Source organism: Janibacter sp. GS2, from assembly GCF_051200835.1.
Classification (GTDB): Bacteria; Actinomycetota; Actinomycetes; order Actinomycetales; family Dermatophilaceae; genus Janibacter.
Genome location: NZ_CP195161.1, coordinates 387,495 through 407,972, shown reverse-complemented (window position 1 = coordinate 407,972; position 20,478 = coordinate 387,495). Strand labels below are relative to the sequence as shown.

21 protein-coding genes and 2 riboswitches are annotated in these 20,478 nt (G+C 71.0%); of the genes, 13 read left to right on the top strand and 8 right to left on the bottom strand.

Annotated elements, in window-relative coordinates:
- The first annotated feature begins 157 nt into the window (after nt 1-157).
- Complete coding sequence (locus ACR9E9_RS01975) at nt 158-2,260, top strand: acyltransferase family protein (RefSeq protein ID WP_435201156.1); 2,103 nt, start codon at nt 158-160, stop codon at nt 2,258-2,260.
- 35 nt (nt 2,261-2,295) lie between these two features.
- On the opposite strand, the gene ACR9E9_RS01970 is transcribed toward ACR9E9_RS01975, so the two are convergent.
- Nucleotides 2,296-3,000, bottom strand: coding sequence for a class I SAM-dependent DNA methyltransferase (locus ACR9E9_RS01970; RefSeq protein WP_435201154.1), 705 nt, complete (start codon nt 2,998-3,000; stop codon nt 2,296-2,298).
- 1 nt (nt 3,001) lies between these two features.
- Here ACR9E9_RS01970 and ACR9E9_RS01965 point away from each other — a divergent pair, with 1 nt between their 5' ends.
- Both ACR9E9_RS01965 and ACR9E9_RS01960 read left to right on the top strand, forming a co-directional pair.
- Nucleotides 3,002-4,192 (top strand): hypothetical protein, encoded by a 1,191-nt coding sequence (locus ACR9E9_RS01965; RefSeq protein ID WP_435201152.1) that lies wholly within the window; start codon nt 3,002-3,004, stop codon nt 4,190-4,192.
- A gap of 45 nt (nt 4,193-4,237) precedes the next feature.
- The gene (locus ACR9E9_RS01960) at nt 4,238-5,023 is read left to right on the top strand and encodes a class F sortase (RefSeq protein ID WP_435201150.1); all 786 of its coding nucleotides are present in this window, start codon (nt 4,238-4,240) and stop codon (nt 5,021-5,023) included.
- Here ACR9E9_RS01960 and ACR9E9_RS01955 read toward each other — a convergent pair.
- From ACR9E9_RS01955 to ACR9E9_RS01940, 4 genes are all read right to left on the bottom strand, one after another.
- Nucleotides 5,008-5,928: a C40 family peptidase gene (locus tag ACR9E9_RS01955; protein ID WP_435201148.1), complete on the bottom strand. Its 921-nt coding sequence runs from the start codon at nt 5,926-5,928 to the stop codon at nt 5,008-5,010. The two genes, ACR9E9_RS01960 and ACR9E9_RS01955, sit on opposite strands and share 16 nt — an antisense overlap.
- Nucleotides 5,926-6,105: riboswitch (cyclic di-AMP (ydaO/yuaA leader) on the bottom strand. Its footprint overlaps the gene before it by 3 nt.
- 120 nt (nt 6,106-6,225) lie before the next feature.
- On the bottom strand, nt 6,226-6,897 hold the full coding sequence (locus ACR9E9_RS01950; RefSeq protein WP_435201146.1) for a GTP pyrophosphokinase: 672 nt from the start codon (nt 6,895-6,897) through the stop codon (nt 6,226-6,228).
- Between the two features lie 150 nt (nt 6,898-7,047).
- On the bottom strand, nt 7,048-8,040 hold the full coding sequence (locus tag ACR9E9_RS01945; protein WP_435201144.1) for a peptidoglycan-binding protein: 993 nt from the start codon (nt 8,038-8,040) through the stop codon (nt 7,048-7,050).
- Nucleotides 8,039-8,235, bottom strand: a riboswitch (cyclic di-AMP (ydaO/yuaA leader). Its footprint overlaps the gene before it by 2 nt.
- Before the next feature lie 134 nt (nt 8,236-8,369).
- Complete coding sequence (locus tag ACR9E9_RS01940) at nt 8,370-8,801, bottom strand: hypothetical protein (RefSeq protein ID WP_435201142.1); 432 nt, start codon at nt 8,799-8,801, stop codon at nt 8,370-8,372.
- 75 nt (nt 8,802-8,876) lie between these two features.
- On the opposite strand from ACR9E9_RS01940, the gene ACR9E9_RS01935 reads away from it, so the two are divergent.
- The 10 genes from ACR9E9_RS01935 (at nt 8,877) to ACR9E9_RS01890 (ending at nt 18,759) form a co-directional block, all read left to right on the top strand.
- Entirely contained in the window at nt 8,877-9,881 is a 1,005-nt protein-coding gene (locus tag ACR9E9_RS01935; protein WP_435201140.1) for a GNAT family N-acetyltransferase, read from the top strand.
- A 31-nt stretch (nt 9,882-9,912) separates the two neighbouring features.
- Entirely contained in the window at nt 9,913-10,152 is a 240-nt protein-coding gene (locus tag ACR9E9_RS01930; RefSeq protein ID WP_435201138.1) for a hypothetical protein, read from the top strand.
- 1 nt (nt 10,153) lies between these two features.
- Entirely contained in the window at nt 10,154-10,687 is a 534-nt protein-coding gene (locus ACR9E9_RS01925) for a hypothetical protein (protein ID WP_435201136.1), read from the top strand.
- 128 nt (nt 10,688-10,815) lie between these two features.
- Nucleotides 10,816-11,853 (top strand): NAD(P)-dependent alcohol dehydrogenase, encoded by a 1,038-nt coding sequence (locus tag ACR9E9_RS01920; RefSeq protein ID WP_435201134.1) that lies wholly within the window; start codon nt 10,816-10,818, stop codon nt 11,851-11,853.
- A gap of 119 nt (nt 11,854-11,972) precedes the next feature.
- Nucleotides 11,973-13,154: an endonuclease gene (locus tag ACR9E9_RS01915; RefSeq protein WP_435201132.1), complete on the top strand. Its 1,182-nt coding sequence runs from the start codon at nt 11,973-11,975 to the stop codon at nt 13,152-13,154.
- 46 nt (nt 13,155-13,200) lie between these two features.
- The gene (locus ACR9E9_RS01910; RefSeq protein ID WP_435201130.1) at nt 13,201-14,040 is read left to right on the top strand and encodes a MerR family transcriptional regulator; all 840 of its coding nucleotides are present in this window, start codon (nt 13,201-13,203) and stop codon (nt 14,038-14,040) included.
- Between the two features lie 35 nt (nt 14,041-14,075).
- On the top strand, nt 14,076-15,338 hold the full coding sequence (locus ACR9E9_RS01905) for a glutaminase (protein WP_435201128.1): 1,263 nt from the start codon (nt 14,076-14,078) through the stop codon (nt 15,336-15,338).
- Nucleotides 15,338-16,048: an alpha/beta hydrolase gene (locus ACR9E9_RS01900; RefSeq protein ID WP_435201126.1), complete on the top strand. Its 711-nt coding sequence runs from the start codon at nt 15,338-15,340 to the stop codon at nt 16,046-16,048. Before ACR9E9_RS01905 ends, ACR9E9_RS01900 begins: the two co-directional genes overlap by 1 nt.
- 60 nt (nt 16,049-16,108) lie before the next feature.
- Nucleotides 16,109-17,494: an FAD-binding oxidoreductase gene (locus ACR9E9_RS01895; protein WP_435201124.1), complete on the top strand. Its 1,386-nt coding sequence runs from the start codon at nt 16,109-16,111 to the stop codon at nt 17,492-17,494.
- Entirely contained in the window at nt 17,491-18,759 is a 1,269-nt protein-coding gene (locus ACR9E9_RS01890; RefSeq protein WP_435201122.1) for a class I SAM-dependent methyltransferase, read from the top strand. The genes ACR9E9_RS01895 and ACR9E9_RS01890 overlap by 4 nt, the downstream gene beginning before the upstream one ends.
- A gap of 107 nt (nt 18,760-18,866) precedes the next feature.
- Here ACR9E9_RS01890 and ACR9E9_RS01885 read toward each other — a convergent pair whose 3' ends face one another.
- Genes ACR9E9_RS01885 through ACR9E9_RS01875 form a run of 3 tightly spaced genes read right to left on the bottom strand, consistent with a single transcriptional unit; the run spans nt 18,867 to nt 20,475 of the window.
- Nucleotides 18,867-19,646 (bottom strand): GTPase domain-containing protein, encoded by a 780-nt coding sequence (locus ACR9E9_RS01885; RefSeq protein ID WP_435201120.1) that lies wholly within the window; start codon nt 19,644-19,646, stop codon nt 18,867-18,869.
- Nucleotides 19,647-19,648: 2 nt separating this feature from the next.
- The gene (locus ACR9E9_RS01880; RefSeq protein WP_435203555.1) at nt 19,649-19,870 is read right to left on the bottom strand and encodes a mycoredoxin; all 222 of its coding nucleotides are present in this window, start codon (nt 19,868-19,870) and stop codon (nt 19,649-19,651) included.
- A 56-nt stretch (nt 19,871-19,926) separates the two neighbouring features.
- Nucleotides 19,927-20,475: a SprT-like domain-containing protein gene (locus ACR9E9_RS01875; RefSeq protein WP_435201118.1), complete on the bottom strand. Its 549-nt coding sequence runs from the start codon at nt 20,473-20,475 to the stop codon at nt 19,927-19,929.
- Nucleotides 20,476-20,478 lie beyond the last annotated feature (3 nt).

Sequence of the window (20,478 nt, the reverse complement as noted above, 5' to 3'; positions counted from 1 at the left end):
CCGCTGTCGACTCTCCGGTGTCCGGAGGGCGAGGAAGGTTCCGTGCCAGAATAACGCCCGGGTCACGGGGCTCGGGCTCGCCCGGACCGGCCCGCCACGACGAGAGCCGCTCCCGTGACCGCGGGCGTGGACGTCCTGACACAGAAGGGTCTGCTGGGTGACGAGTACCGACACCACGACGCGCACGGGGGTGGTGCGCCCGCGAGGCTATCGACCCGACATCGAGGGGATGCGCGCGATCGCGATCCTGCTCGTGCTGCTGTACCACGCGGGAGTGCCCTTCCTGCCCGGCGGCTTCGTCGGCGTCGATGTCTTCTTCGTCATCTCCGGCTTCCTCATCACCGGACTGCTCATCCGGGAGCTGGAGGCCTCGGGCAGGGTCTCGCTGACGCGGTTCTACGCCCGGCGGGCCAAGCGACTTCTCCCGGCCACCGGGATCGTCCTCATCGTCACCACGGCGTTGACCTGGTGGACCGCCTCGGTCGTGGAGTGGCGCACCTTCGGGTTCGACATCGTCGGAGCCGCCCTCTACGTCGTGAACTGGGTCCTGGCCGGACGGGCGGTCGACTACCTGGCCGAGGACGTGGGCGTCTCCCCGGTCCAGCACTTCTGGTCCCTCGCCGTCGAGGAGCAGTTCTACATCGTCTGGCCGCTCCTGCTGATCCTCGTCGGCTGGTGGGTGGCTCGCCGCAGTGGCGCCCGGTTGCGTCCGGTGATGCTCGTCGGCGTCCTCGTCGTGATCATCCCCTCGTTCCTGTGGTCCATCCACTTCACGAGCGCCAACCCGGACCAGGCCTTCTTCGTCAGCACCACCCGGCTCTGGGAGCTGGGTATCGGTGCCTTCGTGGCCATCGGCTCGGTGGTGTGGGCGAGGGTCCCGCGGAGCGCCTCCGTGGTGCTCGGCTGGGTCGGTCTGGCCGCGGTCGTGCTCAGCGGATTCGTCGTGACCGCAGAGACGGCCTGGCCGGGCTACGCGGCCCTGCTGCCGACGCTGGGCTCAGCCGCGGTGATCGTCTCCGGCTTCACCAGCGGACCGGCCGGGCCGGCCGGCATCCTCGCGTGGAGCCCCGCGGTCTGGGTGGGTGGACTGTCCTACTCCCTCTATCTGTGGCACTGGCCGCTGCTCGTCTCGGCCGAGGCCCACTGGGACGGACTGAGTGCGTGGGCGGGGCTGGCGGTCGCCGCCTTCTCGGTCGTCCCCGCGTACCTGTCGTACCGGTTCGTGGAGAACCCCATCCGCTTCTCCACGCGGCTGTCCGGCTCGAACCCGCTGAGCCTCTCCCTGGGCGCCAACTTCTCCGCCGTCGGCGTGGTGGCCGGTCTGGTGCTGGTGCTGGCGGTGCCGGCGTCCACCGCGCCCGCCGACAGTGCCGAGGCGCAGGGAGCGGCTGCGCTCACGAGCAGGACGACGGGCTCGGGCGCACGCCCCGGCACGGTGGAGAGCCTGGACTCGGTCGAGGGCTTCGTGCCGGCCGTGACCGAAGCCATCGCCGATGTTCCCTCGGAGCCCAAGGAGCAGGGCTGTCAGGTGGACCAGGTGAGCTCGAAGCCGATTCGCTGCGAGTACGGCGACCCCGACGGTGACGTGACGATCGTGGCCGTGGGCGACTCCAAGATCCTCCAGTGGCAGACGGTGCTGGACGAGATCGCGAAGAAGGAGGGCTGGCACGTCATCTCCTACACCAAGTCGGCGTGCGCCTTCAGCTCCGGCATGCAGCTCGCCAAGGGGGACCCCTACACCAGTTGCGCGGAGTGGAACGACGCGGTCATGGATCGGGTCGTGGACATCGACCCGGACCTGGTCCTGGCCACCAGCCGGGTCAACGAGGCGCTGTCCGACCGCTCGGACTCGGAGTCGCGGACGACCGACGCCATGGTCGACGCGTTGGCGCAGTCCTGGCAGGAGCTGCGTGACCACGACATCCCGGTCGTGGGCCTGCTGGACAACCCCAGCCCGGGCACGTCGGTCTACGAGTGCGTCGCCGAGCACCCCGACGACCTGGCCGCCTGCGCCTTCGACAAGGAGGAGGGCGTCAGGTCCAGCTCTGCGCAGCAGTACCAGGCTGCCGCGAAACGGGTGCCCGGAACCCGCACGGTCGACGTGCGTGACTCCATCTGCCCCGAGGAGACGTGCGTTCCCGTCATCGGCGGTGTCCTCGTCTACCGACAGACCTCGCACATCACGGACACCTACGCCCTCAGCGTGAAGCCGGTCCTGCAGAAGAAGTTGGTGCCGGTGGTGGACAAGATCGTTGCGTGATCGGGCCGCGCCCGACGGGTCCGTGACGAAGGGGGTCAGCCGGCTGTGCGGGCCACCGCGAGGAAGACGCTGAAGGTGCCGCCGTCCTTCTCGATGGTCGAGCAGTCCTCGACCCCGGCCTCGGCGAAGCCCGCGGACGTCAGGCGCGCGGTCAGGGCGGCCCGGTCGAACCCGTGGTGGCCGTCGAAGTCGTGGTCGTGGAAGTGGCCGCCCTCCTGATCCAGGTCGGCGATGCACAGGCTCCCGCCGGGCTCGAGGAGCTCGGCGAAGGCCGCGAGCACGACATCCAGCTCCTTCACGTGGTGCATCACCATCGAGCTCACCACCAGGTCATAGCGCTCGTCCGGCACCGGCTCGGACTCGAGGTCGAGACCGGAGACCCGAGCGTCCGCGGGAAGCGCACCCGAGTCGATCTTCTGCTGCACCACCTGGCGCATGCCCGCGGAGTTGTCGGCCAGGGTGACCCGCAGGCCGCCGTGGCGCTCGAGCAGCGCCTGGGAGACCAGCCCGGTCCCGGCCCCGTACTCCAGAACCCGCGCGTCGGCCCGTACCGATGCCCGGCCGAGGATCGACTGCGCGACCTCGCGCGCGTGCCGGGCCTTGTCCGGATCGTCGTCCCAGGTGTCTGCCTTCGCGTCAAAGTGCTCAGTTCCCATGGGGGCAGCATCCCACCACCCGGTGACACCGGGGTGGTATATATGCACTGCGTCTGCATCATCGCCACCTGGGGGAGTCGTCATCGTGCGTACCGGCCTGAAATCCCTGTCCACCGTCGCCGTCGGCGGGGGACTCGCCCTGGCCCTCGCCGGGCCGGCCCAGGCCGCGGTCCCCGAGAGCTCGTGCGACACCTCGACCACCGTGGCCGTGGTGGCCGGTCCGTCGGTCGGTGCCGGACTCGTCTCGGCGCTGACCAAGACCCTCCAGGCGCGTGGCTTCACCGCCGCCCCGGCCGCGGTGGCAGACCTCTCCGCCACCATCGCCCCGGCGAACGAGATCTCCGCGAAGGGCAGTCCGGCCGTCATGGCGGTGGCGCTCAGCGACGATGCACTCGACCCGACCACCGCGGCAGAAGGGACGGACTGGGCGGCCATCCAGGGCGACCCGGCCGAGGCCGCGAACCAGCTCCTCGACGCCGCGTGCGGTCCCCTCCCCGCGGAGCCCGACCCCGTCCGGTCCACGGCCCAGGCCGAGCCCTCCACCGAGGAGAGCAGCGCTGCGCCTGCCGAGGACCAGGTCACGGACGCTGCTGCCACCCGGGAGCAGGACGTTTCTGCCCCGGCCACCGAGGAGGCGAGTGCGGCGGCCCCGGCCACCGCGGCGGCGAGTGCGGCGGTCCCGGCCACCCCGGAGCAGAGCGCTGCTCCGGCGCAGCGGGAGACGACTCCGGCTGCGGCGGAGACCGAGGTCACCGTCGGGTCCTCGACGGCTGCGGCGACGCAGAGCGCGCCGACCGCTGCCGCTGCCGCCCCCGCGCAGACCGCCGACAAGGACTGTGGTGACTTCGGTTCGCAGGCCGAGGCGCAGACCTTCTTCGAGGACAACGGCGGTCCGGCCTCCGATGTGCACCGTCTCGATGCCGATGACGACGGCCGGGCCTGCGAGGCGGCCTTCGGTGAGGACTCGTCATCGCCCGCTCCCGTGGCGGCGGCCTCCTCCGATCGGGACTGCCCCGACTTCGGCACCCGGGCCGAGGCCCAGACCTTCTTCGCCGGCAACGGTGGCCCTGCGGCGGACCCGCACCGTCTGGACCGCGACAACGACGGCCAGGCCTGCGAGGAGTTCTTCGTGGGAGACAACTCCAGCCGGGCCGAGGCCCGCATGATCAATGCCGGCACCCCGGCCGAGGGGGGCATCTCCCCGGTCGGCCTTGCTGGTGGTGCACTCCTCGCCGGTGCGGGCGTCGCGCTGGGCCTGCGCGCCCGTCGCCTCTGATGACATCGGCAGGGCAGGCGCCGGAGCCGAGCCACTGAGGTCTGCGTGCGTCGCGCCCTGATGGTGGTCCTGGCCGTCGTCCTCGTCATCGCGGGCGGCGTCATGGGGTGGCGCGCGACGACCGGGTCGGAGCCTGCTGCGGCGCCGGTACCCAGCCAGACCTTCGACGTGTCCTCCCCCACGCCGGACCCGACGAGGTCCGCCGACGTCGCGGCGATCCCCGACGACGTGACGTCCTCGGGGGCGACCAGCGGGGCGAGCACGCCCAGCCCGTCCCCGAGCACCGGATCCGCGTCGACGGTCCCGATGTCGCCCGGACGGATGGGGCCGGAGCGCCTCTACGTCCCCTCGCTCGGGATCTACGCCAGCCTGTCCTCGGTCGCCTTCGGCGGTGGCAGTCTGACGATCCCCCGGGAGCCGTGGCGGGTCGGGATCGACGTCGGCTCCTCGCCGCTGGGTTCCACGGTCGGCACCACGCTCCTCGCCGGCCACGTCGACCTCTCCGGCACGCCCGGGGCGCTCGCCGGCCTCGCGGACGCCAGGCCCGGCGCGCTGGTCTACGTCACCGACGACGAGGGGAACCGGTCCACCTTCGTCACGGACGGCCTCCAGAGCTACTCGAAGGTGTCGCTGCCGCGCTCGGTCTTCGATGTCGAGGGGGCCAGATCGCTGGCCATCGTCACCTGTGGTGGACCGATCATGGAGATCGACGGTGAGCGGCACTACCGCGACAACGTCGTGCTCACCGCAGCCCCGGCGGCGACGACGAAGGGCCCCGACCGTGGAGGTCGAGGCCCTTCGGCAGGTGGATCGGATCAGAAGCGGCCGTAGCTCACGTCGTCCGTCCAGATGTCGCGCTCGGTGACGCCCGTACCGGGGTTGCCGGCGTCGATGATCTTGCCGTCGCCGGCGTAGATCCCGTTGTGGTAAGCGGAGTCGCCGAAGAAGACGATGTCGCCCGGCTGCGGGTTGGACACCGGCGTGGCAGCGGCCTGCTGCTGCTGCGTCGTGCGGGGGATGTCCTTGCCGTTCTGGGCGTAGACGTGCTGGACGAGGCCCGAGCAGTCGAAGCCGGACGGGCTGGTCCCGCCCATGACGTAGGGCGAGCCGATGAGGGCTTCCGCCGCGCCGACGATCCCGGAGGTCGACGCGCTCGAGCTGGTGCTCACCGTGGAAGCGGAGGTGGTGCTCGAGCCGGTGCTCGCAGTGGAGGCGGAGATGGTGCTGGAGCTCGCGCTGGAGCCGCTGTCCACGGTGCCGCTGGTGGTGCCCCCGGACAGGCCCATCTTCGAGCCCGTGTTGGGGCCGACGACGCCGTCCGCGACAAGGCCCTGCTCGCCCTGCCAGTCGGTCACGGCCTGCTCGGTCTGCGGACCGAAGGTGCCGTCGGTGCTGACGCCGACCTCCTCCTGGATCTGCTCGACGACGCTGCCGGTGTCGCCCTGCGTGACGACGTCCGAGAAGGACGTGGAGCCCGTCGAGCCGGACACGCTCTGCGCGCCGGTCTGGGTCGCGCCGGTCTGGGTCGCGCCGGTCTGGGTCGCGTCGGTCTGGGTCGTGGTCTGGGTGGTCGGCGCGGGAGTCTCCGGGCCGCCGTTGGCGGAGGCGCTCGTGGCGCCCACCGTGCTCGCGCCGAGACCGAGGGCGGTGGCGGCGAGGACGCCGACTCCTGCGCGCTGGGCGATCGACGTGGACGTGCGGGCGGCACTGTGACGCGCCGTGTAGAACATGCTCATGCCTGTCTCCTCACGCCTGCGGAGTTAGCTGTCGGGTTGGGATGGAGACCACCCCGCCCTACAACCCGGACTGCCCGGGTCAGAGGACTTCACCCCAAGGCCGTGTGGCCGAGGATGGGTCCCCCGCTCCTGCCCATGCAATACAGGGGTCCGCCCGGGGGGGCAGGACTCGGCGTTCCCCGGACGAGGTCCCGACACTCGCCAGGACCGCGCACGACACTAAAGCATGAGGACACGAAATGGTAACGAGAGGGTCAGGAGGCCCTCTCCGCCGGCGCCGTGATCCCCGTGGTGCGGCTACTCCCGCCCGGTGTCAGCGGCGGCGCCGTGGACCGCGCGGAGCAGCTCGGCCATCTCGTCGTCCATGCGCGCGGCGGTCGCTGCGGCATCGGTGATCCGGCGGCGCAGGTCCGCGGGGACGTCCCCTTCGTACTTGTAGAAGATCTTGTGCTCGGTGCTCGCCCAGAAATCCATGGCGACGGTCCGGAACTGCACCTCGACGGGTACGTGGACCGCGCCGGAGGAGAGGAAGACGGGGATCTCGACGATGACGTGCAGCGACCGGTAGCCGTTCGGTTTCGGCGCGGCGATGTAGTCCTTGACCGTGCGCACGGTGATGTCCGGTTGGGCGGTCAGCGAGTCGACCAGGCGGTAGACATCGGCCACGAAGGAGCACACGACCCGGATGCCGGCGATGTCGGTGATGCCCTCCCGCAGGGCGGCGATGTCGAGCGGCACGCTCTGCCGGGCGGCCTTGGCGATGATGCTCTCGGGGCTCTTCAGCCGTGTCGAGATGTGCTCGATCGGGTTGTCGACGTGCAGCTCGGCGGACTCCTCGCGCAGGATGTCCAGCCGCGTCGCCACCTGCTCCATCCCGAAGCGGTACCCGAGCATCATCCGGGTGAAGTCCTCGCGGATCCGGGCGAACTGCCGGACGTCCTCCTCGGACAGGTCGGGAGTGCCGGTCATCTCGTCTCCGCGGTCTCGGTGTGCATCAGGTCACCAGCGTAGGCGCGAGGGCGAGGGCGCCCCCCACCGCCTCGACCGCCACCGTGCGAGGCGGCCCGGGAACGACGAGGGGCCCCGACCGCAGTGGTCGGGGCCCCTCGTCGTGGTGGATCAGACGCGGCCGTAGGTGACGGCGCTGGTCCAGATCGAGCGCTTGGTGACGTTGGTGCGCGAGCTGCCGGCGTCGTACATCTGCCCGTTCCCGGCGTAGATCCCCATGTGGTAGGCCGGGGCGCCGAAGAAGACGAGGTCGCCCGGACGCGGCGAGGAGACGGGGGTGGCAGCGCGGCGCTGGGCCTCGGCGGTGCGCGGCAGGCTCTTGCCGTGCTTGGCGAAGACGTACTGCGTGTAGCCCGAGCAGTCGAAGCCCGACGGGGTCGTGCCGCCGTAGCGGTAGGGGGTGCCGACGTAGCGGGCGGCGGTGCCCAGGACCGAGCTGCTGCTGGTGTTGGTGCTCGTGCTGCTGCTGGCCTTCACGGTCGAGCTGCTGCTGCTCGAGGAGCCGCTCAGGCCCATCCGGGAGCCGGTCTGCGGGCCGACGACGCCGTCCGCGGTCAGCCCGTGGCTACGCTGCCAGCTCTTGACGGCCGAGGCGGTCCGCGAGCCGAAGACGCCGTCGGCGCTGACGCCGACGATGCGCTGGACCTGCTTGACGACGTTCCCGCGAGAGCCCTGGCGCACGAGGCCGCTGAAGTTCGTGCGGGAGGTCGAGCGCGAGGCGGAGCTGCTGCTCGACGAGCGACTCAGGCCCATCTTCGCGCCGGTACGCGAGCCGACGATGCCGTCAGCGACGAGGCCGTGACGCGACTGGTAGCGCTTGACGGCCGAGCGGGTGGCGGGCCCGAAGACGCCGTCGGCGCGGACACCGACCTTGCGCTGGACCGCCTTGACGGAGCTGCCGCGATCGCCGTAGCTCACGGTCCCGGTGAAGGTGCTCTTCGTGCTGTTGGTGCTCACGGTGGCGGGGGCAGCGGAGGCGCTGGTGGCGATCATCGCGGGTGCGGCGATGCCCGCTGCGGCCACGGCAGCGATGCTCAGACCGGCCGAACGGCTGACGGTGGAGGGGCGGACGGCGCGGTGGCGCCCGGAGTAGAACAGGGTCATGGTGTCTCCCGACGCCTGCGGAGTTAGCTGTCGGGTTGGGGTGGAGACCACCCCGCCCTTGCGGTCCGGGTGTCCGGACCACTGAGGACTTCACCCCGAGGCCGTGAGATCGGCCACAAAGATCTGGGTCCTCCGCTCCTGCCACTCATGTTCGTCCGAACCCGGGAAGGTGGCAGGATTCGGCGCCATCGCGGGGCCTACGCAGGGTGTGCAGGCATCTGAATACTAAACGATCAGGACACGGAATGGTCACGGTGGGGTCAGGATTTTTTCAGCGGCCGCTCAGTGGACGCCGAGGGCGAGGGGGTAGTGGACCGCGACGGGCGCGATCAGGAGGGGGCCGGGCCGTCCTCGAGGGTGGCGGTCCAGGTCGTGCTCGCGTCCGTCGTGGGCGTGGAGAACTGCACGCTCGTCCCCTTCGTCACGGAGAAGTCCGAGCGGGTGTCGTTGAGGTTGATCCCTCCGGTCTTGCCCTCTGGTGCCATGGCCTCGCCCGTGGCGAAGACGACCGTGCTGCCATCGATCGACTGGACCTCGACGTCGACGTCTCCCACCGCGGAGCTGGGGATCGTCGCCGTCGCCCCCTCGGTGGCGTTGATCCGCACCGCGTCCTCGGAGTCGGAGGCGGTGATCCTCAGGTGCATCGTCGCGTCGCCCTCCGCACCCGGGCCAGCGCTGCACGCGGTGAGCGTCGCCGCGATGGCCGCAGCCACCAGGACCCCCCGCCGACCGAGCGGGGCGCGGGAGAGGTGGGTCGACATGGGTGCTCCTCGGGCGGGTGGTTGCGCGACCATCATCCCCGATGTGGGCCCACCGCAGGGGGCATGCTGGTCGGCGTGACCATCGACTCGTTCCTCCCGATCCGCACCGAGCGGCTGACCCTGCGCGCGCACACCGAGGGTGACCTTCCGGCACTGCTGGCCTACTACTGCCTGCCCGGGGTGGCCCGGTACCTGCTGTGCGCGCCGTGGACGCAGGAGGCGGGTCGGGCGCACCTCGCCCAGCGCGTGGACCGCCTGGGCGTCGACACCCCGGCGCGCTCCCTCGCTCTCGTCGTCGAGCACGAGGGCCGGGTCGTCGGCGACGTGGTCCTGTGGGCCACGGACGAGGCGGGGGCGAAGGGCGAGATCGGCTGGGCGTTCCACCCGGACGTCGCCGGCCGGGGCTTTGCCGCCGAGGCAGCGTCCGCCCTGCTCGAGGTGGGGTTCGGGCGGTACGGGATGCATCGGGTCGTCGCCCGGATGGATGCCCGCAATGGTGCCTCCGCGGCGCTGTGCGAGCGGCTCGGGATGCGCTGGGAGGCCACGTACCGACAGGACTGCTGGAGCAAGGGGGAGTGGACCGACTCCTTCGTCTACGCGTCGCTCGCGCGTGACCGCCCGCGCCGCAGGGGGGACGCGATCGTCGTCAGCGCCGTGGTCCTCGCCGATGCCGACGGCTCGGTGCTCACGGTCCGCAAGCGGGGGACGACCTCCTTCATGCACCCGGGTGGCAAGCCCGAGCCGGACGAGACGCCGGCGCAGTGCGCCCTGCGTGAGGTCGAGGAGGAGCTCGGGCTCGCGCTCGACCCCGAGCTGCTCGAGCTCCTGGCGGTCCACCGCACCGCGGCAGCGAACGAGGCCGGCCGTCCGCTCCTGGCCACGGTCTTCCGACATCCGCACCTGGCGGGACGGTCCCGACCGGAGGTGACTCCCGCAGCCGAGATCGATGAGGTCCGGTGGGCGGATCCGCGGCACCCGCTGCCGGCGGACTCGGCTCCCCTGCTGCGGTTGCTCATCGGGTGCGATGGCCCTCGCCCATCGGGCGAAGGGGGTGGCGGACAGTCGTCAACCAGGTCTTGACATCGCACGAACGTCAAGACAAGGTTGACGCATGGAGCCGATCAGTCGACGGAACAAGCCCACCCTCGGGATCTTCGTGGGGATCGGGGTGATCGCGGCCGTCGCCGGCCTGGCGCTCGACGGCTTCGTCGGAGGCATGCTCCAGGGCGCCGGCGTCGCGATCATCCTCGTGAACGTCTACTTCCTCGGGATGCTCGCGAGGTCCGACAGGGCCGAGGCCAGGGGCGAGGAGCCCCCCGCCTGGCTGCCGAGTCGCGACCGGGAGCGCTGAGGTGGAGGAGCCGGGGCTGACCGAGGCGCTCGGTGCGGCCATCCTCACCGGCCTGGACGGCGAGGGTGGCTCCCACGACCACCTGGCGATCGTGCACCGCACGGCCGCGGCCGAGGTCGAGATCGCCGCCCTGATGCAGCAGTCGGTCGCAGCGGCGCGCGCCGCCGGGCACAGCTGGACGCAGCTCGGGGCCGAGCTCGGGATGAGTCGACAGGCGGCGCAGCAGCGCTTCGGTGGCCGCAGGCGGGACACCGAGGAAGCGGGCGACGGCGCCGAGGACCGGTGGCTCGGACCGGTGACCGCCTTCGACGAGATGGCCGAGCTGGCGATCGCCGGCCGGCAGGGGTGGCGGACCGTCGGCGCCGGCATGCTCAAGCACCGGGTGCGCCGCACGCCCACGCAGTGGGAGCACAAACGGATCGTGTGGACCGGCCCCCTTCCCCGGTGGGAGGACGAGGGCTGGCAGGTCGCCATCCGCGCCTTCCCCTGGGTCTATCTCGTGCGAGACACCGGGCTCCCCGCCGAGAGAGCGTGATTCGTCCGGGACGTTGACATTCCCTCGGGTGACGGCCGAGGCCGCCACCCTCCTCGTTTTGGTGGCAGGGGGAGCGCAGGAGTTGAATGGTCAAGCACCTGCTTTTTCCCGATGAGAGGAGCGCCTCCGTGCGCACCGTGAATGCTTGGGCGGCCACGTCCGCCACCGAACCGCTGTCTGCGACCACCATCGATCGCCGGGACGTCGGCGAGAACGATGTCCTCATCGAGATCGCCTACGCCGGCATCTGCCACAGCGACATCCACACCGCCCGCAGCGAATGGGGCGAGGCTCCCTACCCGCTGGTCGTCGGTCACGAGATCGCCGGCACCGTCACCGAGGTCGGCTCGGGCGTCACCCAGCACGCGGTCGGCGATCGGGTCGGCGTCGGCTGCATGGTCAACTCGTGCCGCGAGTGCGACGCCTGCAAGGCCGGCAAGGAGCAGTACTGCACGCAGCAGATCGGCACCTACGGGATGACCGACCGTGACGGCTCCATCACCCAGGGTGGCTACTCCACCCACATCGTCGTCGACGCGGACTTCACCCTGAAGATCCCGGAGGGGGTCGGCCTCGACGTGGCCGCTCCGCTGCTGTGCGCCGGTGTCACCACGTGGTCCCCGCTGCGCCGCTTCGGCGTCGGCGAGGGCTCGAAGGTCGCCGTCGTCGGCCTGGGTGGCCTCGGCCACATGGGCGTGCAGCTGGCCGTCGCGATGGGCGCGGAGGTCACCGTGCTCTCCCAGTCGCTGAAGAAGCAGGAGGACGGCATCGCGCTCGGGGCGACGGACTACCGCGCCACGAGCGATGAGAGCACCTTCGAGGACCTTCAGGGGACGTTCGACCTGATCATCAACACGGTCAGCGCGAACCTGCCCATCCACGAGTACATGGCGCTGCTGGGCGTCGAGGGCACCCTGGTCAACGTCGGCGCACCGGTCGAGCCCTTCACGGTCCCGGCCTTCTCCCTGATCGGGGGCGGCAAGTCCTTGGCCGGCTCGATGATCGGCGGGATCCCGGAGACCCAGGAGATGCTCGACTTCTGCGCGGAGAAGGGCATCGGCTCCAAGATCGAGATCATCCCCGCGGAGAAGGTCAACGAGGCCTGGGACCGCGTCGTCAACTCCGACGTGCGCTACCGCTTCGTCATCGACGCCGCGACGATCTGAGCTGACGGAAGGGAGGTCGGAGGGGGAATCCGGAGCCGGTCCTGACCTCCCGTTCACCTGACGGGCCTCGCGGATGGCGAGCATGGGGTGACCCGTGCTCCCGTCCGTGAGGTCCACCCATGTCTCGCACCCTTCGTCGCCTCGTCGGTGCCACCGGCGCCGCCGTCCTCGTCGCCGTACCGACGCTCCCTTCGCGGGCCGTCGATGTCGCCGCGGTCCGCTCCGCCCCGTCCTCGACCAGCGCCGCTGCGGCGCCGCTGAGCGTGGCCGAGGCGCTGTCCGGACAGGACGGCTCGAGCCACACCGTCCGCGGCCACGTCGTGGGCCAGCCGACGGCGACCGACCGTGTCGTCACCGACGGTTTCGCCACCGACTACGCGATCGCGATCGCCGCCGGCGCGGGCGAGACGGACACCGCGAGGATCCTCTATGTCCAGGTGCCCTCCGCGCTGCGCTCGCAGTGGGGGCTGGCGAGCACTCCCGACCTCCTCGGTGAGCAGGTCGACGTCACCGGCTCGCTCGCGCCCTACTTCGCGCACGCCGGCGTCACGGGGACCAGCGCCATCGAGGCCGGCGACAGTGACCCGGACGAGCCGGGGGACCCGGGCGAACCCACCGACCCCGGGACCTACTACGCCGGCACCGAAGGGCTGAGCGGACAGGCCCTCAAGGAGGAGCTGCACTCCATCATCAGCAACCAGACGGTCCTGTCCTATGACGACGTCTGGGAGGGTCTGAAGGACGTCGACGAGGACACGCAGGACACCGGCAGCGTCCGGCTGCTCTACTCGGGCACCACCTCCCCGAAGGGCAACAACGGCGGCGCCGTGGACAACTGGAACCGCGAGCACGTGTGGGCCAAGAGCCACGGGGACTTCGGCACGTCCAGGGGCCCCGGCACCGACCTGCACCACCTGCGACCGACCGATGTCACCGTCAACTCCGCGCGAGGCAACCTCGACTTCGACACCGGTGGCACCGAGAACGCGGAGGCGCCCGGCAACTACGCCGACGACGACTCCTGGGAGCCGCGCGACGAGGTCAAGGGCGATGTCGCGCGGATGATCTTCTACATGGCCGTGCGCTACGAGTCCGGCGACCGGGTCGACCTCGAGGTCAACGACCGGGTCGGCAACGGCTCCGCCCCCTTCATGGGCCGTCTGACGGTCCTCAAGCAGTGGAGCCAGGACGACCCACCCGACGCCTTCGAGCAGCGTCGCAACGAGCGGATCCAGGCGAACTGGCAGGGCAACCGCAACCCCTTCGTCGACCACCCGGAGTGGGTCGAGTCGGTTTTCTGAGCCACGGGGTTGACCCTCACATCGTGTGAGGGGACAGGGTGATCGCATGACCGACACCGCGGGCCTCATGTCGATCGGGGAGTTCTCCTCCCGGAGCCGCCTCAGCGTGCGGATGCTGCGCCACTACGGCGACCACGGCATCCTCGTGCCTGCCGAGGTGGACCCGGCGAGCGGCTATCGCCGCTTCGCCGAGGAGCAGCTGGCCGAGGCGGCGCACGTACGCCGTCTGCGCGACGTGGGCTTTGCCGTGTCCGCCATCTCAGTCCTCCTCGCCGCCCGCGGCACCGAGAGCTACCGGCAGGCGCTCGACCTGCAGCGGCAGGCTCTCGGGGACGAGCTGCGCGCGGCCCGGGAGCGGCTGGCCCTCATCGACCAGCTCCTCGACCAGGAAGGCTCCACCATGTCCGCCATCTCCGTCTCTCGCGAGACCATTCCCGCCCGCACCGTCGTGACGATCACCGGGACCATCCCCGCCTACGACCAGGAGGGACGGCTGTGGGAGCAGCTCGTCCCCGAGATCGGCCGCCAGGGCCTGACCCCCATCGGACCGGGCGGTGCCTTCGAGCACGACCCGGAGTACCGCGAGTGCGACCCGACGATCTCCGTCTGGCTGCCGGTCCCGGCGGGCACGACCGCGTCCCCGCCCCTGGTGGTGCACGACCTGCCCGAGCAGGAGGTCGCCATGGCCCGCGTCGAGGGGCCGTTCACCCTGATCAGCGAGGCGCACACCCGCATCGAGGAGTTCGCCCACGCGCAGGGACTGACCTTCGCGCGGCGCGGCGACGACGACCCGATGGAGCTACTCGGTTTCAACCGCTACCTCAGCGACCCGAGCCAGACCCCGCCGGAGCGTCAGCTCACGCAGGTGTGCGTGCCCCTCGCCTGAGGGTGACGGCGCATGCCCGTGACAGGATCACGGGCATGCGCAACCCCGTCCCCGACTACCTGACCGAGGTGGTGGATGCCTGCGCCTCCTCCCGTGGGGGCGCGCCGGCCTCCTACATCCCCGAGCTGGCCAAGGTCGACCCCGAGCAGTTCGGCGTCGCGATGGCCACCGTCGACGGGGCGGTGTACGCCGTCGGGGACGCCGACACCGAGTTCACGATGCAATCGATCTCCAAGGCCTTCGTCTACGGCCTCGCGGTGCGTGAGCGCGGGATCGCCGGGGTCGACGAGGTCATCGACGTGGAGCCCTCCGGGGACCCCTTCGACGAGCTCTCCCTCGAGGAGGGCTCCGGTCGTCCCAGCAACCCGATGATCAACGCCGGTGCGATCACCGCGCACTCGCTCATCGGTGGCGGTGAGATCAGCCCCTCGGACCGCGTCGAACGGATCATCGAGCTGCTCTCCGACCTCGCCGGCCGGCAGCTGTCCGTCGACGAGAGGGTGTGGCACTCGGAGATGGAGGCGAGCGACCGCAACCTCGCGATCGCCCACATGCTGCGCTCCCACGGCATCATCTCCGACCCGGCCGAGGAGATCATCTCGGCGTACGCACGGCAGTGCTCGGTCCTCGTCACCGCCCGGGACCTCGCCCTCATGGCCGCGACCCTGGCCAACGCCGGGGTCCAGCCGGTCACCGGCCAGCGGATCTTCTCCGGCGGCGAGGTGCGTCGGTTGCTCTCGGTCATGCTCACCTGCGGGATGTACGACTCCGCCGGTGACTGGGTCTCCGCCGTCGGCATCCCGGCCAAGAGCGGGGTCGGCGGCGGGATCATCGGGGCGCTGCCCGGACAGGTGGGGCTGGCGACCTTCTCCCCGCGCCTGGACACGCACGGCAACAGCGTGCGCGGGATCGAGACCTTCGAGCGGCTCTCCAGCGACATGGGGCTGCACCTGATGGAGGTCGCCCCGCCCGCACGTGAGGTCCTCCACTCCACCCACGCGATCGGTGCGGGCGAGGACGCCGTGCGGGTCTACGAGCTCTCCGGGACGATCGGCTTCTCCGGAGCCGAGCGGATCCTGCAGCGGCTGACGGACGAGCCGCCGTCGGAGCGGATCATCGCGGTCGATCTCACGGGGGTGCACACGATCCGCAGTGTCGCGCGACGGATGCTGCTCGAGGCGATCCGTCGGCTGCGTCAGGACGGGCACACCGTCTATCTCGTCGACGAGGCAGGCGTCCTGCCCGACCGCGACCCCGGTGACGGGGAGATGCTCCTCCCGCTCCCGCCGGACCTGTGATGTTGCGCCGCCTGATCTACCCGGCCCCCACCTATGCGGGCGCTGACCACGAGACGACGAAGGGCGGCAGCCACCTCCTGCACCGGCCCGCCCCCGAGGACGGCAGTCGGACCATCGTCTACATGCACGGCAACGGCTCCGACCTCGCGTCGATCGCCCCGCTCGCGGGTCTCTTCGCTCGCCACGGGCTCGGCTTCGCTGCCGTGGAGTATCCCGGGTACGGCCCCGCTGCGGACCAGCGGACCACCCAGGCCACGGTCCTCGCGGCGGCCGTGGACGGGATGGCCCACCTGCGCGCCGCAGGCCTGTCGGCGGCCGACACCGTCCTCGTCGGGGAGTCGCTGGGCTCCTCCGTCGCGGCGCACCTGGCGGCCGATGGGCTGCTCACCGATGACGAAGGGAGCGGGCGCCTCGTCCTCATCTCCCCCTTCACCTCGATGACGGCGATGGTGCAGCGGGTGGTGCGCATCCTCCCGCGGTGGCTCGTGCCGGACCGGTGGGAGACGGAGGATCTGGTCGAGCGGCTCACGGTGCCGACCCTGCTCGTGCACGGGGCCGACGACACGATCGTGCCGCCCGCGATGAGCGAGGCGCTCGCCGCCGCGATCCCCACCGCCGAGCGCGTGGTCGTCGCCGGGCGCACCCACAACGACCTGTGGGACGAGCCCAGCGAGTGCCTCGACGCTGTGACCGGCTTCGCCATCCGCTGACCCGCGCCGGCGGGAAGAACCGGGGTGCTTCACGCGGGCCTCAGGTCTAGGGTTGCGTGCATGACGCAGCCAAGTGGTTGGAGTGCGCACGAGGATGCGGTGGATCGGCTCATCAGGTCGTCTGCCGCAGTGCCGCCCGGCGAGCGGGTGCGACTGGCGAAGACGACGTCGAACCTCTTCCGTCCCCGCTCGGCCGCAGCGACCACCGGGCTCGACGTCTCCGGACTGACCGGAGTCATCGCCGTCGACCCCGCCGCCCGCACCGCGGACGTGCAGGGGATGTGCACCTACGAGGACCTCGTCGCCGCGACGCTGCCGCACGGGCTCATCCCCTTCGTCGTGCCCCAGCTGCGGACGATCACGCTCGGCGGCGCGATCACCGGTCTGGGCATCGAGTCGACGAGCTTCCGCAACGGTCTGCCGCACGAGTCCGTGCTCGAGATGGACATCCTCACCGGCGCCGGTGAGGTGCTCACCGCGCGACCGGACCACGAGCACGCCGATCTCTTCGCGGCCTTCCCCAACTCCTATGGCTCGCTCGGCTACGCCACCCGGTTGAGGATCGAGCTCGAGGCCGTCCCACCGCGGGTGGCCCTGCGGCACCTGCGGTTCCACGACGCGCTCTCGCTCACCGTGGCCGTCCGCGAGATCGTCGGGTCCGGTGAGTACGAGGGCACCCGGGTCGACGGGCTCGACGGTGTGGCGTTCTCCCCGCACGAGCTGTACCTGACTCTCGCGACGTGGACCCATGACTCCCGGCCGACGAGCGACTACACGGGCCAGCAGATCTACTACCGCTCGCTCCAGGAGCGCACGAGCGACCTGCTGACGATGCACGACTACCTCTGGCGCTGGGACACGGACTGGTTCTGGTGCTCGGGGGCCTTCGGTGTGCAGAACCCCCTCGTCCGACGGCTGTGGCCCAGGCGGTGGCGCCGCTCGGACGTCTACCACCGGATCATCGGCCTCGACCGGCGCTTCGACATCATCGACCGACTGGACGCCCGCGCCGGACGTCCGCAGCGCGAGCGGGTCATCCAGGACATCGAGGTGACCATCGACCGCCTCCCGGATTTCCTCGAGTGGTTCGACGCCGAGGTCGGCATGCGCCCGGTGTGGCTCTGCCCGCTGCGCCTGCGCGAGATCGACGGCGCCGCGCGCGCGTGGCCCACGTATCCACTCGTGCCCGGGGCGACCTATGTCAACGTCGGCTTCTGGGGCACGGTCCCCGTGGGAGCGCACGCACCGCACGGTCCGGTCAACCGGGCGATCGAGGAGCGGGTGCATGAGCTGGGCGGCCACAAGTCGCTCTACTCGGAGGCGTTCTACGAGCGTGACGTCTTCGACCGGCTCTACGGCGGCGGCGAGCTCGCCGCGGTGAAGCAGAAGTACGATCCGGACAGTCGGCTGACGCCGCTGTACGAGAAGGTGGTGACGACCCGGTGAGCACGATCACGATCGCGGGAGCGCTGGCCTCCCTCCTGCCCGAGGGCCTGCCCGTGCGGCTGACGGCCTACGACGGCAGCACAGCGGGGCCGGCGGACGCCTCGATGCGCCTCGACCTGCGGACCGAACGCGGGCTGAGGTACCTGGTCACCGCACCCGGAGACCTCGGGATGGCGCGGGCCTTCGTCGCTGGTGACCTCGCGGTCCATGGCGTGCACCAGGGCAACCTCTACCCCCTTCTCGAGCTGATGAACAACCAGGATCGGTGGCGCCGCCCGAACGCTGCGGAAGCACTCGAGCTCGTCCGTGGCCTCGGCTGGCAGCACCTGACCCCGCCGCCGCCCCCACCGCAGGAGCACCTGCCGAGGTGGCGCCGTGTCGTCGAGGGCCTGCGGCACAGCAGGACGCGCGACGCGGGGGTCATCCACCACCACTACGACGTCTCCAACCGCTTCTACGAGCTCGTCCTCGGACCGTCGATGACCTACACCTGCGCGGTCTACCCGACAGCGGACGCGACGCTCGAGCAGGCCCAGGCGGAGAAGTACGACCTCATCGCCCGCAAGCTCGACCTCCGACCGGGACAACGGCTGCTGGACGTCGGGTGCGGCTGGGGTGGCATGGTCCGCCACGCCGCGAAGCACCACGGGGTCACGGCCCTCGGTGTGACCCTCTCCCTCGAGCAGGCCGAGTGGGCCAAGCAGGCGATCGACAGGGACGGGCTGGGCGACCTCGCCGAGGTCCGTCACCTCGACTACCGCGACGTCCTCGAGGAGGACTTCGATGCGGTGAGCTCGATCGGGCTCACCGAGCACATCGGTGTACGCAACTACCCGAGCTACTTCGGGGCCCTGCGGGACAAGCTGCGCCCCGGCGGGCGGCTGCTCAACCACTGCATCACCCGCCCGCACAACCGACCGACGCAGACCGGTGCCTTCATCGACCGGTACGTCTTCCCGGACGGCGAGCTCACCGGCTCGGGCACGATCGTCGCCGCTGTCCAGGACGTCGGTCTCGAGGTGCAGCACATGGAGGATCTTCGGCCGCACTACGCGATGACGCTGGCCGGGTGGGTCGACAACCTCGTCGACCACTGGGACGAGGCCGTCGCCGAGGTCGGGGAGGGCACGGCCCGGCTGTGGGGCCTGTACATGGTTGGCTCGCGGATCGGCTTCGAGCGCAACGAGATCCAGCTCTCCCACGTCCTCGCCACGAAGACCGACGATGCCGGTGTCAGTGGTTACCCGCTGCGCCACACCTTCTGACACCGCATCTGCCTAGGCAGATGCCAGCTGGCTGGGCACGTGCCTAGGCAGATGCGAGGTCGAGTTGGCATCTGCCTGGGCAGATGCGACAGGGGGGAGCGGCAGGCTCAGACGTGGCCGCTGAGCTGGGCCATGCGGGACTCGAGGCGGTCGAGGAGGTGGGCGGAGGCACGCTCGGCGTGCTTCTTCTCCTTGCCGGTGCTCGTCTGCGCCTCCGTGTACATGGGGACCACGTCGACGGAGAGTCGGGCGCCGCCGGCGAGGGAGCGCAACTCGTCGACCTTGGCGGCGAAGGGGGAGCCGCTGCCGGGGGAGTAGTAGTGCACGGCGGCCGCGACGTCGTCGGAGAAGAGGTCGGTCTTCGTCACGACGATGATCAGCCAGACGGGCTTGTCGCGCCGCACCGCCATCGAGGCGATCCGGTGCGCGGTGATCGTGAAGTCCTCGAGCTCCGCGGCGAGCAGGGACTCCCGGGTCGTGTCGGTCGCGGCGTTGGCGCGACGGGTCGCGTGGCCGTTGGCGACGACGTGCAGGACCCCGTCGACGGGGTCATCGTGGAAGACCTCGTCGAGCGCGGAGAGACGCGTCGCGGCGTTGTCGCCGGGGACGACCCGAAAGCGAAAGCCCCTGCCCTTCGCCGTCTTGCGGGTGCGTCGCTCCATCGTCGCCGAGCCGACGTCGACCGTGGACTCGACGGAGGCGCGCCGGGCGAGCCGGTCGGCCAGCCGCGTCTTGCCGACGCCGGTCATGCCGGTGACCGCGACGGTCGGGAAGCGTCCGCGCAGGAGGTGGCCGAACTGCAGCGGGGCATTGGACAGCGCGGAGAGGGCGCCGCCGGCGAGGCTGGTGCCGATCGCGACCCTGGCCGCTGACGAGGCGGGGGCCACGGTCAGCCGAGCTGCTTGCGGACCTGGGCGAGCGAGGGGTTCGTCGCCGAGCTGCCGTCGGGGAAGAGGAGCGTCGGCACCGTCTGGTTGCCGCCGTTGATCGTCTCGACGAGTTCGGCGGTGCCGGGGGTGTTCTCGATGTTGACCTCGGTGTACCCGATGCCCTCGCGGTCCAGCTGGGACTTCAGGCGTCGGCAGTAGCCGCACCACGTGGTGGAGAACATCGTCACGCTGCCCTCGGAGGGCAGGTCGATGGCGGGGGGCAGGATCTCGCGAATGTTCACAAGACCAGCCAACCACGTCGAGCCCGGAAATCATCCCTCCGGGTCCGCCGGAGGATGGCCTCGAGCTCGTGGCGGTAGGTCGGCCCGGGGTCCGTGGGCACCCCGTGGTGGGTCCACGTGAAGACCGCGTCCGCCGTGAAGGAGCGGTGGCACTGGCGGCAGGAGAGGACCCGCGACGGCCGCCGGTGCCGGTCGATCGTGTGCCCGACCGGACAGGTGCCCACCCAGCTGCCGGGGATCCGGCCGGCGTCCTGCGGGATGCAGCGTTGCGGCGTCGCGCCGATGGCGGTGGCGGCGGCCCGCCACCGCGGTCCGTGACCGGCTCGCGGACCCGCGTGGGCGTGGGCGATCTCGTGCAGGACGGTGTCGCGCACCTGGTCCCGCGTGTGGATCAGGGTCAGGTGCCGACTGAGCCCGATCGCCCGGTCGGTGTAGCGGCACACCCCGGCGCGCTGCTTCGCGCGGTCGAGCAGGAGGGCCCACTCGCCGAGCCCGTGCTCGTCCATGAGCTCTCGTGCCATCTGCCGCGCGTCCCCGATGTCCATGCG

What these genes read in the sequence shown, in the direction of transcription:
- ACR9E9_RS01930 (WP_435201138.1), top strand. Translation starts at nt 9,913, where the DNA reads ATGGAGCCGATCAGTCGACGGAACAAGCCCACCCTCGGGATCTTCGTG.
- ACR9E9_RS01895 (WP_435201124.1), top strand. Translation starts at nt 16,109, where the DNA reads ATGACGCAGCCAAGTGGTTGGAGTGCGCACGAGGATGCGGTGGATCGG.
- ACR9E9_RS01900 (WP_435201126.1), top strand. Translation starts at nt 15,338, where the DNA reads ATGTTGCGCCGCCTGATCTACCCGGCCCCCACCTATGCGGGCGCTGAC.
- ACR9E9_RS01905 (WP_435201128.1), top strand. Translation starts at nt 14,076, where the DNA reads ATGCGCAACCCCGTCCCCGACTACCTGACCGAGGTGGTGGATGCCTGC.
- ACR9E9_RS01945 (WP_435201144.1), bottom strand. Translation starts at nt 8,040, where the DNA reads ATGACCCTGTTCTACTCCGGGCGCCACCGCGCCGTCCGCCCCTCCACC.
- ACR9E9_RS01950 (WP_435201146.1), bottom strand. Translation starts at nt 6,897, where the DNA reads ATGACCGGCACTCCCGACCTGTCCGAGGAGGACGTCCGGCAGTTCGCC.
- ACR9E9_RS01910 (WP_435201130.1), top strand. Translation starts at nt 13,201, where the DNA reads ATGACCGACACCGCGGGCCTCATGTCGATCGGGGAGTTCTCCTCCCGG.
- ACR9E9_RS01970 (WP_435201154.1), bottom strand. Translation starts at nt 3,000, where the DNA reads ATGACGACTCCCCCAGGTGGCGATGATGCAGACGCAGTGCATATATAC.
- ACR9E9_RS01915 (WP_435201132.1), top strand. Translation starts at nt 11,973, where the DNA reads ATGTCTCGCACCCTTCGTCGCCTCGTCGGTGCCACCGGCGCCGCCGTC.
- ACR9E9_RS01955 (WP_435201148.1), bottom strand. Translation starts at nt 5,928, where the DNA reads ATGAGCATGTTCTACACGGCGCGTCACAGTGCCGCCCGCACGTCCACG.
- ACR9E9_RS01875 (WP_435201118.1), bottom strand. Translation starts at nt 20,475, where the DNA reads ATGGACATCGGGGACGCGCGGCAGATGGCACGAGAGCTCATGGACGAG.
- ACR9E9_RS01880 (WP_435203555.1), bottom strand. Translation starts at nt 19,870, where the DNA reads ATGTTCTCCACCACGTGGTGCGGCTACTGCCGACGCCTGAAGTCCCAG.
- ACR9E9_RS01940 (WP_435201142.1), bottom strand. Translation starts at nt 8,801, where the DNA reads ATGTCGACCCACCTCTCCCGCGCCCCGCTCGGTCGGCGGGGGGTCCTG.